Annotated in this window: 11 protein-coding genes; 5 read left to right on the forward strand and 6 right to left on the reverse strand. The window is 58.7% G+C overall.

Annotated features, from left to right (window positions below; translation table 11 throughout):
• Window positions 1-79 precede the first annotated feature (79 nt).
• Both QN370_RS04265 and QN370_RS04270 read left to right on the forward strand, forming a co-directional pair.
• Entirely contained in the window at window positions 80-1,123 is a 1,044-nt protein-coding gene (locus QN370_RS04265; protein ID WP_322126455.1) for a type IV pilus twitching motility protein PilT, read from the forward strand.
• Between the two features lie 43 nt (window positions 1,124-1,166).
• Window positions 1,167-2,303: a PilT/PilU family type 4a pilus ATPase gene (locus tag QN370_RS04270; RefSeq protein ID WP_322126454.1), complete on the forward strand. Its 1,137-nt coding sequence runs from the start codon at window positions 1,167-1,169 to the stop codon at window positions 2,301-2,303.
• 114 nt (window positions 2,304-2,417) lie between these two features.
• On the opposite strand, the gene glcF is transcribed toward QN370_RS04270, so the two are convergent.
• The 3 genes from glcF to QN370_RS04285 are packed head-to-tail and all read right to left on the reverse strand — an operon-like array spanning window position 2,418 to window position 6,211.
• Window positions 2,418-3,650 carry a glycolate oxidase subunit GlcF gene (gene glcF / locus QN370_RS04275; RefSeq protein WP_322126453.1) on the reverse strand — a complete coding sequence of 411 codons (1,233 nt, stop codon included), beginning with the start codon at window positions 3,648-3,650 and terminating at the stop codon, window positions 2,418-2,420.
• Between the two features lie 3 nt (window positions 3,651-3,653).
• Complete coding sequence (gene glcE, locus QN370_RS04280) at window positions 3,654-4,715, reverse strand: glycolate oxidase subunit GlcE (protein ID WP_322127210.1); 1,062 nt, start codon at window positions 4,713-4,715, stop codon at window positions 3,654-3,656.
• Window positions 4,716-4,723: 8 nt separating this feature from the next.
• Complete coding sequence (locus QN370_RS04285; protein ID WP_323581678.1) at window positions 4,724-6,211, reverse strand: FAD-linked oxidase C-terminal domain-containing protein; 1,488 nt, start codon at window positions 6,209-6,211, stop codon at window positions 4,724-4,726.
• A gap of 447 nt (window positions 6,212-6,658) precedes the next feature.
• Here QN370_RS04285 and QN370_RS04290 point away from each other — a divergent pair, with 447 nt between their 5' ends.
• Both QN370_RS04290 and QN370_RS04295 read left to right on the forward strand, forming a co-directional pair.
• A complete protein-coding gene (locus tag QN370_RS04290; protein ID WP_322126452.1) occupies window positions 6,659-6,910 on the forward strand; it encodes a hypothetical protein in 252 nt (83 codons plus the stop codon).
• A 167-nt stretch (window positions 6,911-7,077) separates the two neighbouring features.
• The gene (locus QN370_RS04295; protein ID WP_322126451.1) at window positions 7,078-7,284 is read left to right on the forward strand and encodes a hypothetical protein; all 207 of its coding nucleotides are present in this window, start codon (window positions 7,078-7,080) and stop codon (window positions 7,282-7,284) included.
• Between the two features lie 206 nt (window positions 7,285-7,490).
• Here the strand turns inward: QN370_RS04295 and QN370_RS04300 are convergent, their stop codons facing one another.
• The 3 genes from QN370_RS04300 to QN370_RS04310 all read right to left on the reverse strand — a co-directional run bounded on the left by QN370_RS04300 (window position 7,491) and on the right by QN370_RS04310 (window position 12,564).
• The gene (locus QN370_RS04300; protein ID WP_322126450.1) at window positions 7,491-9,992 is read right to left on the reverse strand and encodes an adenosylcobalamin-dependent ribonucleoside-diphosphate reductase; all 2,502 of its coding nucleotides are present in this window, start codon (window positions 9,990-9,992) and stop codon (window positions 7,491-7,493) included.
• Window positions 9,993-10,214: 222 nt separating this feature from the next.
• The gene (locus QN370_RS04305; RefSeq protein ID WP_322126449.1) at window positions 10,215-11,096 is read right to left on the reverse strand and encodes a LysR substrate-binding domain-containing protein; all 882 of its coding nucleotides are present in this window, start codon (window positions 11,094-11,096) and stop codon (window positions 10,215-10,217) included.
• A 58-nt stretch (window positions 11,097-11,154) separates the two neighbouring features.
• Window positions 11,155-12,564 (reverse strand): FAD-binding oxidoreductase, encoded by a 1,410-nt coding sequence (locus QN370_RS04310; RefSeq protein ID WP_322126448.1) that lies wholly within the window; start codon window positions 12,562-12,564, stop codon window positions 11,155-11,157.
• A gap of 104 nt (window positions 12,565-12,668) precedes the next feature.
• Between QN370_RS04310 and QN370_RS04315 the strand changes: the two genes are divergently transcribed.
• Window positions 12,669-13,247 carry a cob(I)yrinic acid a,c-diamide adenosyltransferase gene (locus QN370_RS04315; RefSeq protein ID WP_322126447.1) on the forward strand — a complete coding sequence of 193 codons (579 nt, stop codon included), beginning with the start codon at window positions 12,669-12,671 and terminating at the stop codon, window positions 13,245-13,247.
• Window positions 13,248-13,275: the final 28 nt, after the last annotated feature.

Here is a 13,275-nt window from a genome sequence, read left to right on the forward strand (position 1 = left end):
TAACCAGCGCATGCATCAGTTTCAACGCCATCCGCAACCGTCTTCCGGACTGGCCAATCAGCAGGATCAAGGATTATAAATGGACATCTCCGAACTGCTTGCTTTCTCCGTCAAGAACAACGCCTCCGACCTGCACCTGTCCGCCGGTTTGCCGCCGATGATCCGGGTTCATGGCGATGTGCGGCGCATCAACTTGCCGCCGCTGGAGCACAAGGATGTGCACGGGATGATCTACGACATCATGAATGATGGGCAACGCAAGACCTACGAAGAAAAACTCGAAGTCGATTTTTCCTTTGCGATCCCTGGCCTGGCGCGTTTTCGCGTCAATGCCTTCAACCAGGATCGCGGTGCGGCGGCCGTGTTGCGGACTATTCCTTCCAAGATCCTCAGCCTCGACCAACTCAATGCACCACGCATTTTTGCAGAACTGTCGCTCAAACCACGCGGCCTGGTGCTCGTGACCGGCCCGACCGGTTCCGGCAAATCGACCACGCTCGCGGCGATGGTGAACCACGTCAATGAAAATGAATACGCCCACATCCTGACCATCGAAGACCCGATCGAATTCGTCCATGAATCCAAGAAGTGCCTGATCAACCAGCGCGAAGTCGGCCCGCACACACATAGCTTCAGCGCGGCGCTGCGTTCGGCGCTGCGGGAAGATCCGGACGTGGTGCTGGTCGGGGAGTTGCGCGATCTGGAAACCATCCGGCTGGCCTTGTCGGCAGCGGAAACCGGCCATCTGGTGTTCGGCACGCTGCATACCTCGTCGGCGGCCAAGACCATCGACCGTATCGTTGATGTCTTCCCCGGAGATGAAAAGGAAATGGTCCGGGCGATGCTGTCGGAATCGCTCCAGGCGGTGATTTCGCAAACCTTGCTCAAGACCAAAGATGGTGCCGGTCGCGTCGCCGCGCACGAAATCATGCTGGGCACGCCGGCCATCCGCAACCTGATTCGCGAATCGAAGATCGCGCAGATGTACTCGGCGATCCAGACCGGCATGAGCATGGGCATGCAAACGCTCGACCACAACCTGACCGACCTGGTGCGTCGCAACGTCATCTCGCCGCACGTGGCCCGCTCCGCTGCCAAGACACCGGAAAACTTCCCCGGCTGACCCATTTTAGCCGTGACACCGAAACGCCCACCGAGGAAGCGCCATGGAACGCGAACAAGCCACCAAATTCATGAACGACCTGCTGCGCCTGATGGTCAGCAAGAATGGTTCCGACCTGTTCATCACCACCGACTTTGCCCCTGCCTTCAAGATCGACGGCAAGGTGACGCCGGTATCGACCCAGTTACTCAGTGCGTCTCACACTGTCGAACTCGCCCGCGCCATCATGAGCGACCGGCAAGCTGCCGAATTTGAAGCGACCAAGGAATGCAATTTTGCGATCAGCCCCGGCGGACTCGGGCGCTTTCGCGTCTCGGCCTTCGTGCAGCAGCAAAAAGTTGGCATGGTCTTGCGCGTGATCTCCACTGACATCCCGACCATCGAGCAACTTGGTCTGCCGCCACAACTCAAGGACATCGTGATGACCAAGCGCGGCCTGGTCATCATGGTCGGTGCCACCGGCTCGGGCAAATCAACGACGCTGGCCGCGATGATCGGTTACCGCAACGAAAACAGTCACGGCCATATCATCACGATCGAAGACCCGGTCGAATACATCCACCCGCACCGCAACTGCATCGTCACGCAACGCGATGTCGGGCTGGACACCGACAGTTGGGGTACCGCGCTCAAGAATGCACTGCGCCAGGCACCGGACGTCATCCAGATCGGCGAAATCCGCGATCGCGAAACCATGGATCACGCGATTTCATTTGCCGAAACCGGCCACCTGTGTCTGGCCACGCTGCATGCCAACAGCGCAAACCAGGCCATCGACCGGATCATCAATTTCTTCCCTGAAGAACGCCGCCAGCAATTGCTGATGGACTTGTCGCTGAACCTGAAGGCAATGGTCTCGCAACGGCTGGTACCGCTGCGCGATACCAAGGGCCGCTGTGTGGCCGTCGAGATCATGCTCAATTCACCATTGATTTCAGACTTGATCTTCAAGGGCGAGATACATGAAATCAAAGAGATCATGAAGAAGTCGCGCGAACTGGGCATGGTGACGTTCGATCAGACGCTGTTCGACCTGTACGAAGCCGACAAGATCTCGTACGAAAACGCGCTGCGCAATGCCGACTCGGTCAATGATCTGCGCCTTGCCATCAAGTTGCGTGGCAAGGACGCCAGGGACCGCGATTTGTCTAAGGGCACCGAGCATCTCGGGATCGTCTGACGTAGGGTGCAATAACCGAAGGGCATTGCACCCTACAATTTTTGCAGCTGCAATTGAGGTGAATCGTCAAAAATCGTCGCGTGGGCAAGGCGGTATCTTGCCCACGCGACTGGCTCAATGCGCAGCCGTCAACGCCCCGTCAATCAACTCGATCCAGTGCTGTACCGGCGTATCGGTACCCGACTGCAAATGCGTCAGGCAACCAATGTTGGCCGAGACAATGGTTTGCGGTTTAGTTGCGTGCAATTTTTCCAGCTTGTTATCGCGTAACTTGTAAGCCAGCTCCGGCTGCGTCACCGAATAGGTACCGGCCGAACCACAGCACAAGTGGCTGTCGCCACACAGCTGCACATCCACGCCGATGGCCCGCAATACCCCTTCGACCTTGCCGCGAATTTGCTGGCCGTGTTGCAGCGTGCATGGCGGATGGTAGGCCACGCGCTGCGTGATTTTTCCGCGCAGCTTTTCCTGCAACTGCTCTTCAAAGGCCGGCATGATTTCACTGAGGTCGCGCGTCAGGGCGGAGATACGCGCGGCCTTGTCGGCATACATCGTGTCGTGACGCAACAAGTGGCCGTAATCCTTGACCATGCTGCCGCAACCCGACGCCGTCATCACGATCGCTTCGGCACCGGCCTCCACTAGCGGCCACCAGGCGTCGATATTGGCACGCATGTCATTGAGTCCGCCATCCTGATCATTGAGATGGAAGCGGATCGCACCACAGCAACCGGCCTTGGGCGCGATCACCAGCTGCACGCCGAGCGCATCGAGCACCCGTGCGGTCGCGGCGTTGATGTTCGGTGCCATCGACGGCTGTACGCAACCGTCGAGCAGCAGCATCTTGCGGGCATGTTCACGCATCGGCATCAGTCCACGTGCACGCGCCACGGGCACCTTGCTGCGCAAGGCCTTGGGCAACAGCGGACGCAGCAACTGACCGGTTTTCATGGCCGGCGTGAACAGCCACTTGCGCGGCAGCGATTCTTTCAGTGCGTTGCGTACCAGTTGCTGGGCGAACGGACGCGGTACCTGGGCATCGACCGCCTTGCGGCCAATTTCAAGCAGGCGACCATATTGCACGCCTGACGGACAGGTCGATTCGCAGTTGCGGCAGCTCAGGCAGCGATCCAGATGCATCTGGGTCTTGCTGGTCGGCTTGGTGCCTTCGAGGACTTGCTTGATCAGGTAAATGCGACCGCGCGGACCGTCGAGTTCGTCGCCCAGCAATTGATAGGTCGGACACGTTGCGGTACAAAAACCGCAGTGCACGCAGGCGCGCAGGATGGCATCGGCTTCGATGCCGTCAGGGGTGTTCTTGATGAAATCGGCAAGATTGGTTTGCATGAATCAGAGCTCCGAATACAGACGGCCCGGATTGAAAATACCGGCAGGGTCGAACGAGGTTTTCAGGCGGCGATGGATTGCCGCGACGGCGGGGGCCAACGGATGGAAGACGCCAACGGATTTATCGTCACCGCCGTACAGCGTGGCATGGCCACCGGCCTTGCTGGCGGCAGCGCGAATCGCGGCGGCCGGTGCGCTGGTTTGCAGCCAGCGCTGCGCCCCGCCCCATTCGATCAGCTGCGCACCCGGCAAGTCGACAGGCGGCGTGACCGAGGGAACCGACAGGCGCCACAGCGCATTGTGCTCGTCGGCAAAAAAGGTATTGCCCTGCTCGCGCAGGTCGCGCCACAGGCTATCGGGATCGCCGACAACGTCACCGCCAATGCGGATTTCAGCAGCAGCGACCGCCGCACGCGCACCGGACAGACGCACCATCAACTGGCCATCGCACCAGGCGCTGGCTGAAATCGGCAATGGTTGTCCGCCCCAGGCATTGAGTTGCTCGATCGCTTGCGCGTGACTCATTGCCAGCTGGCGCGTGGTTTCGGCATACGGCTTCGGCAAGACCTTGACCGACATTTCCAGCAACAGACCAAGCGTGCCGAGCGACCCCGCCAGCAAGCGCGAGACATCGTAACCAGCAACGTTCTTCATCACTTGCCCACCGAAATGCAGCACCTCGCCATGGCCATCCATCAGCACTGCGCCGAGCATGAAGTCACGCACCGCACCGGCCGCCGCACGGCGCGGACCGGACAAGCCGCTGGCCACCACGCCACCGAGCGTCGCGCCATCGCCGTAATACGGTGGCTCGAAGGCCAGCATCTGATTCTTCTGGTCGAGCGCCGCTTCGATCTCGGCCAGCGGCGTGCCGCAGCGCGCCGTGATGACCAGTTCGGTCGGATCGTAATCAATGATGCCGGTGTAGGCGCGGGTATCGAGCAGCGCCCCGCGCGGGGCCTGGCCATACCAGTCTTTGGTACCACCACCGCGCAATTGCAACGGCGTGCCCTGGACACCAGCGTCGAGCACGCGCTGGCGGAATTGTTCGAGTACCTGATTCATCATGTCTTTCAAAAGCGGGGCAGATCCGGAAACTTCAGCTGGCCGCGCTGCACGTGCATTTTTCCGTATTCGGCGCAGCGATGCAGGGACGGAATAGCCTTGTCCGGGTTGAGCAGGAAGGCGGTATCGAACGCGCGTTTGACCGCGAAGAACGCTTCGCGCTCCTGCGGCGAGTACTGCACGCACATCGAATCGATTTTTTCGATGCCTACGCCGTGTTCGCCGGTGATGGTGCCGCCAACTTCGACGCATAGCTCGAGGATCTCGGCACCGAAGGCTTCGGCCTGATGAAATTCACCGGGCTTGTTGGCATCGAACAGGATCAGCGGATGCAGGTTGCCATCACCGGCATGAAACACGTTGGCGCAGCGCAGGCCGTATTTGACTTCCATTGCCTCGATACGCAACAGAACCTCAGCCAGACGCTTGCGCGGGATGGTGCCGTCCATGCAGTAATAATCAGGCGAGATGCGACCGGCAGCCGGGAACGCATTTTTGCGACCGGACCAGAAACGCATGCGCTCTTCATCCGAACCGGATACCGAAATCTTGGTGGCACCGCTGGCGGTCAGGATCGCCGTCATGCGGGCGATTTCTTCCTGCACTTCTTCGGGCGTGCCATCGGATTCGCACAACAGGATCGCGGCAGCGTCAATGTCGTAACCGGCTTTGACGAACGGCTCGACCATCCGCGAGCTGGTGCGATCCATCATTTCCAGACCAGCCGGAATGATGCCGGCACCGATCACATCGGCCACCGCGTTGCCGCCTTTGACGACGTCATCGAACGACGCCATGATCACGCAGGCTTGTTGCGGTTTCGGAATCAGTCGCACCGTCACTTCGGTGACGATGCCGAGCATGCCTTCGGAGCCAATGAACACCGCCAGCAGATCGAGGCCGGGTGCATCGAGTGCGCCATTGCCCAGTTCGACGATATCGCCGTCGATGGTGACGATGCGCACGCGCATGACGTTGTGCACGGTCAGACCGTATTTGAGGCAATGCACGCCACCGGAATTTTCAGCCACGTTGCCGCCGATGGAGCAGGCAATCTGCGATGACGGATCCGGTGCGTAGTAAAGGTTATGGGGTGCAGCGGCTTCCGAGATCGCCAGATTGCGAACGCCCGGCTGGACGACGGCCGTGCGCGATACCGGATCGACCTTGATGATGCGATTGAGCTTGGCCGTTGACAGCACCAGCCCGTCGGCAATCGGCGTGGCCCCCCCCGACAAACCGGTACCGGCTCCACGCGGAACGATAGGCAGTTTCATGTCGCGGCACAATTGCAGAATCTGCACCAGTTGCGCTTCGGTGTCCGGCAAGGCCACCACCATCGGCATTTGCCGATAAGCCGCGAGGCCATCGCATTCGTAGGGGCGGACATCTTCGTCATTGAACAGCACGCAGCGCTCGGGCAAGAGCCGGCGCAGTGCGTCGACGACATCACGCTGGCGGGTAACGGTGTAGGGCAGATCGGCAATGGCATTCATGATCGGTTCCAGTGGGATGGCAGTCTTGTATCTTAACGGATCGCCGGGATTGGTGCGTTTCAAATGCTTGCGGGGTTGGGTGAAATGTTTTCAGGTGGGGTGAGCGCGAAATGGCGGACGGGTGCAAGGGCAATTTCATCACGATGATCAGCAACTGCAGCGCAATCTGGGCAAGCTGCAATCATGTTTTTTTCTTGAAAAAATAGTAGTGGTGACGATAAAAAGTGAGCTTATATAAAATTCAATTTTTCATCAGGAACCTTCTTGGCTAAGTCAACACCTATAGGTCATGGAGTAGCAGATTAAATCGACTCCGTAAATTACAGTGCAAGTAGAATCACCGACTTACTTTATATTTGCCATTCAGGAATCGATTCAATCAACACCGTCTTCGCAAGAAACAAATTTCTTATCAATTAACGTTAATAAATTCAAAGGAGAGATATCATGTCCAGCGCAATAGACTCAGTAAAAAAAGCTTTCGGTGCAGCTTTTGATTTTACAACAGCTGAGGGCATCGCATACGCTACCCAAATACTCAACTTGCAAATGGCAGCGGACGCTTATGACAAAGCAGTGCAAGCTGCAGCGTTAAAAAAATACGCCATGGAAGCTGCTCTGGACTCAATGGCTGAAAAGATGGCTTCAGCAACGTTTTCGAGAGCTGCAAAGGCAATGGACCAATACAATCAACTCTAAGGAGACGTTGAATTAATCGGCTACAAGAATTTCGGGGCCCGTTAAATCAACAATCTACCTCGTACTTGACCTTAAAAAATAAATTTAATTAGGGTTTAGTTGATTTTTTTAATGCTTTTTAAGTAGAAAAGATAATCAGGTTTTTCAACCATGCTAATGGAGTAATTATGGCAACCTCCGCTCTTCAGTACAGCGAACAGACAGCAGCACTCAACGAAAAAGCTTTAAAGGATTCGGTGGATTTCGCCCAACGATCGCAAGTGCTTACACATCAATCAGGCGAAGACGCGCTATTCCGGCTGGCGACAAATAATGCCGTGGCAAAGATAAAAGGGATGGCAAAGACACAGGAAGCGCTAAATCAATTAAGTTAATTGCAGCACTTCCTGAAGCAGGTTCGATATTGCCCAATTATCAGGCGACCGGCGCGCATCTGCCGTGCCCCTGCCACGACAGCTGAGGTGTGGGTCCGCACCGGGCGATTCGAGTAGTTGAGGTCAAGAGAAACGGCGGCTGCCAGGTCGATCGAAGTACACGATCAGAGGCCCCGGCAGGCACCATTAACAACAATTAACAACAATCAGCCGCAAGCGCCGATATTGCCGCACTGCGTGCAGCGCTCGCAACCGTCGCTTTTGATGACGGCATGGGCACCGCATTCCGAACATTTCTTGCCGACCGGCGTGAATGCCATCGTGCTGCGGGCTTCATGATCGACCGGTTCTTGCGCAAACAGGTCCAGTTCAGGCCGGGCACGCTGCGCCAGCACCTGCACCGGGATCTGGTTGGCGTCGGCGTCGAGAAAGCCGCGCTTGATCAGCATGCGCTGCAACGCGTAGCCAATCGCCGCGACTTCGGAGTCGTGGTGCATCGGGATGCGCGCGCCGTCTTCTTCCTTGATAAAGAAACCGCAGCGGATCGGGCCCTTGTCCCAGACCACTTCACGCAGGTCGGCCAGTGCCTTGGCAACCGATCCACCCGAACGTGCGGCCATCGACAGCAAGCGCATCGACGACGTGATCCATTGCTGGTCGGCGGTCTTCTGACCGGCCGGCATGAAAAATTCAAACGGCCGCTCGACCACCACCTCCTGGCCATTGACGACACCGGCGACGTTGATGAAGCTGACCGTCAAATAAACCGTCTTGCGTCCTTCGTACGTGAAGTACTCGACCTTCGAGGTGACCGATTGCAGGTCGCCTGTCGGACGGCTGTCGAACTGCTTGCGCAGCGGATCATTGTCCGGGCCGGCAGCAGCAACAGCAGCGACTTCGGGAGTAGCCGACTTGACCGACAGCACGCTGCCCAGAATCGCATTCGGGCGATACGTCGCCAGCCCCTTGAGGCCCGCTTTCCAGCCATCCATGTACAGATTGCGGAACTCGTCAAAATCATAGTCGGCCGGGACATTGACGGTCTTCGAGATCGAGGTGTCAATAAACGGCTGCACCGATTCCAGCATCTTCATGTGATCGGTGGCCGACATCGTCAGCGCCGACACGAATTGCGGTGGCAACTTGCTGTCGTCGGAGACATCGAAACCCATCTGGCGATACAGACGCCAGGCGTGGTCGGCGACTTCAAATTCCTGGATCGAACCATCCATCATGCGTTTCTTGCGGGTGTAGTTCCACGAAAATGCTGGCTCGATACCGTTCGAGGCATTGTCGCCAAAGACCAGCGTGATGGTGCCGGTAGGCGCGATCGACAACAGGTGCGAATTGCGGATACCGTAGGTGGCAATGCCTTCGCGGATATCGACCGGCAGGCGACTGACGAACGCACCGGCGAGATATTTGGTGGCGTCGAACAGCGGAAATGCGCCCTTTTCCTTGGCCAGATCGACCGAAGCACGGTACGCGGCATCGCGCATTTCTTCCGACACCTTGGCGGCGAAAGTGCGACCGGCATCGGTGTCATAGCGAATACCCAGCATCACCATCGCGCTACCCAGACCAAGGAAGCCGAGGCCGATGCGACGCTTGTTCATCGCTTCGAGGCGCTGTTCTTCCAGCGGCCATTGCGACGCATCGAGCACGTTGTCGAGGAAGCGGATGCCGGTCTGCACCAGCTGGCTGAACTTGGCGTAGTCAAAGCTGGCGCGCTCGCTAAACGGATCAGTGACGCACATCGTCAGGTTGACCGAACCCAGGTCGCAACAACCGTAGTCCGGCAGTGGCTGCTCGGCACACGGGTTGGTGGCTTCGATTTTTTCGCAGTAGTACAGGTTGTTTTCCTGATTCATGCGGTCGATGTACAGGATGCCCGGTTCGGCGAAGTCATAGGTCGACTGCATCATCAGACCCCAGATTTCCTGCGCGGCGATTTCGCGGTAGACCCACATGCCATCGTCACGCTGGAACGCGCCGGCCTGCATCAGTTCATTGCCCGGTACGGCCTTGTGGATCAGCTGGATCGTGCCGTTGCTGGCGACGGCTTGCATGAATGCGTCGGTCACGCCGACCGACAGGTTGAAGTTCGACAGGCTGCCATCACGCTTGGCGGTGATAAAGCTGAGCACATCCGGATGATCGCAATTGAGCACACCCATCTGGGCACCGCGACGGGCACCGGCCGACTCGACTGTCGAGCACGAACTGTCAAACACGCGCATGTACGAAATCGGGCCGGAGGCACGCGAGTTGGTACCCTTGACCAGCGCGCCTTCAGGACGAATTTCGGAGAAGTTGTAACCAACACCGCCACCGCGACGCATGGTTTCGGCGGCCTGGGCGATGGCCGTGTAAATGCCTGGCTTGCCGTCGCTAAAACCGGTGACCGAATCACCGACCGGCTGCACGAAGCAGTTCATCAGCGTGGCCTTGAGCGGCAAACCGGCGGCGGAATTGATCCGGCCAGCCGGCACCCAACCATTTTGCTGGGCCCACAGGAATTTAGCGGTCCATGCCTTGCGGTTCTTGGCATTGGTTTCCGGCTCGGCGATACCCTTGGCGACACGCAGGCGCAGGTCGTCGAGCGTGCGCTCGTCGCCTTTGGCGTATTTTTCGAGCATGGTATCGGTCGAAATTTCTTGCGGTGCCATCGTGGCAGCAAAGGCGGATGAATTGACGGGAGCGTTCATGTTTGTTTCCTTGGTATAGAACAAGTGTCCGTTCCGCTCGGGAACAGGCCAATCAGGATAAAGAATAGGGTAAAAGCCAGGGACTTTTTAGTGCGGTATTCGGCCAGCGTCAGGATGCTTGCGCCGAAATCAGAGACGAAGCATAAACTGTTTCCGGCCTCTTGGCTGAGGAGAGATAGCAAGTATATTCTGCTACCTGCGAGCACTTTTTACACACCAACTTTACACAAAGGCCGTCAGCAGCCAGTCGACGAACAGCGCCACCTCCGGTCGCTCGATGACCGACTTTTCGTACACACAATAATAGGCATGAGGCGGCGTGCGCAACTCGATATCGAACAGCCGCACCACCTCGCCCGTAGCGATCATCTCGGCGGCAAAATGCTGGCGCGTCAGGCCGATGCCGTGGCCATGCTTGATCGATTCGAGCAGCAGACCGAGATCATCGACGCGCAAGCCGGTGCTCGGCTCCGGCCAATCCAGTCCGGCCGCCTCGAACCACGGCTGCCATGGTTCCAGCGCCGAGCGCAGCAGGTTGGCTTTTTTGAGGTCAGCCGGCGTGGCGATGCCGCCGAGGCTGGCCAGATACGCCGGACTGGCCACCGCAAACGCCGGTTCCTCGAACAGCTTGCGGGTCACGATGTTGGTGTACTTGCCGGCGCCGAAGCGGATCTCGACATCACTTTCGGACAGACTGAGGTCGTACAGTGGCACCGACAGAAACAGCTCGACGGCGATGTGCGGATGGAGGCGGGTGAATTGCGCCAGTTGCGGCACCAGCAGGTAGCGTGCGAAGGTCGGCGGCACCGTAATTTTCAGGCGCGGCTGGGCCGGCACACCGCGATGCGGCATCGGAAAATCATTGAGCGCTTGCAAGGCCGAGCGCACCACATCGAGATAACGCCGGCCGAAGTCGGACAACGCCACACTGCGGCTATCGCGAATGAACAGGCGTTCGCCGACAAACTCCTCGAGCAGCCGGATCCGGTGTGACAACGCCGAGGGCGTGATGCAGAGTTCCTCGGCAGCCAGTGCAAAAGAGAGAAAACGGGCGGCGGCTTCAAACGCCGACAACGCATGAACCGGGGGAAGTCGTGAGGCCATTACTTTTCTTGAGAGCTTTTCTTGAGAAGGAAGGTGGTGCCAGTGCCCGGGGTGGACATTACCAGCGGATGATCTTGCCGGGATTCATGATGTTCTTCGGATCGAGCGCGTGCTTGATCGCGCGCATGGTGTCGATGGCATCGGCACCATGCTCCTCGACCAGAAAGTCCATCTTGTGCAAGCCGACGCCATGCTCGCCGGTACAGGTACCGTCCATCGCCAGCGCCCGCGTGACCATGCGCGCATTGATCGCTTCGGCGCGGGCGATATCGGCATCATCCTGCGGGTCGACCATCATCAGCACATGAAAATTGCCATCACCGACATGGCCGATGATCGAGTACACCATCCGGTGCTGCTCGCAATCGGCCTTGGTATCGAGGATGCATTCGGCCAGCCGCGAAATCGGCACGCAGCAATCGGTCGAAATCGCCGTGCAGCCCGGCCGCAACTGCAGCAACGCAAAATAGGCATTATGTCGCGCCGCCCACAACCGGCTGCGCTCTTCGGGGCGCGTCGCCCAATCAAAACCTGTCGCATGGTGCGTGGCGACAATGTCACGTACCTGTGCGGCCTGTTCGGCCACCGAGGCCGTACTGCCGTGGAATTCAAACAGCAGCAGCGGCTGTTCCGGCAAGCCGAGATGGTCATGCGCGTTAATCGCACGCACGCCGTTTTCGTCGAGGAATTCAACCCGCGCCACCGGCACGCCACACTGGATCAGTTCGATCACGGCATTGACGGCATCGCCGGCGCTGGCAAACGAACAGACCGCCGCCGAGATCGCTTCCGGTTGCGGATACAACCGCACCGTGACTTCGGTGATGATGCCGAGCGTGCCTTCGCTACCGACATATAAACGGGTGAGATCGTAGCCGGCCGATGACTTGCGCGCACGAGTGCCGGTGTGAATGACGCGACCATCGGCGGTGACCACGGTCAGCGCCAGCGTGTTCTCGCGCATCGTGCCGTAGCGCACGGCGTTGGTGCCGGAGGCGCGGGTGGCGGCCATGCCGCCTAGCGATGCATCGGCACCGGGATCAATCGGAAAGAACAGGCCGGAGTCCTTGAGCGCGACATTGAGCTGCTTGCGCGTGACACCAGCCTGCACGGTGGCGGTCAGGTCTTCGGCATGGATTGCGATGACGCGATTGAATTGCGAAAGATCAATCGAGATGCCACCCTGCAGCGCCAGGATATGGCCTTCGAGCGAGGTGCCGGAACCGAACGGAATCACTGGCACGCCATGCATGTTGCAGGCCCTGACAATGGCGGCGACTTCGTCGGTCGAGTGGGCAAACGCAACCGCGTCCGGCAGCATGGGCGCATACGATGACTCGTCGCGGCCATGATGTTCGCGCATCGCCTGCGTGGTCGACAAGCGCTCGCCGAGCAGTGTCTGCAACTGTTCGAGCAAGGCAGACGGCAGCGGCTTCCTGAGCGCGACGAGGTGGACGAGGTGGTTCATGGATGGACTCCTTCAAGACACGGATTTTACCCTGCACGCGTGGCAGGCCCGGAGGATTTGACGTATCCTCACGACCTCTTTGACACTCTCTGGCGATCACTCTCATGGGCAACCGACTCTCAAAAATAGCAACCCGCACCGGCGACAAGGGCACCACCGGACTGGGTGACGGCAGCCGTATCGACAAGGACGCGTTGCGGGTCCATGCGATGGGCGATGTCGATGAACTCAATTCGCACATCGGCATGCTGCTGTGCGAAGACCTGCCACCGGCACTGCGCGAAGAACTGGTCTCGATCCAGCACGACCTGTTCGACATGGGCGGCGAGCTGTGCATCCCCGGCTATACGATGATCACCGATGCGCAAGTGCTGCGTCTCGATACGCTGCTGGAAAAATACAATGCCGACCTGCCCGCACTGAAGGACTTCATCCTGCCGGCCGGTTCACGCGGTGCAGCCATTGCGCATGTCTGCCGCACGGTCTGCCGGCGCGCCGAACGCCAGATCGTCAGCCTCGGCAAAGTCGAAACGATCAACGATGCGCCGCGTCAGTACATGAACCGGCTATCCGATTTGCTGTTCGTGCTGTCGCGCGTCCTGAACCGGTTCGGCGGCGGCAGCGATGTGCTGTGGCAAAAAGAACGCCAGCGCGACGTCTCGCCTGAACCCGGTAACCCGTAACTTGTAGTGCGGAAGCTGCGGGTCGTTA

It is taken from the genome of Actimicrobium sp. CCI2.3, assembly GCF_035019065.1.
In the GTDB taxonomy this organism is placed as follows: Bacteria; Pseudomonadota; Gammaproteobacteria; order Burkholderiales; family Burkholderiaceae_D; genus Actimicrobium.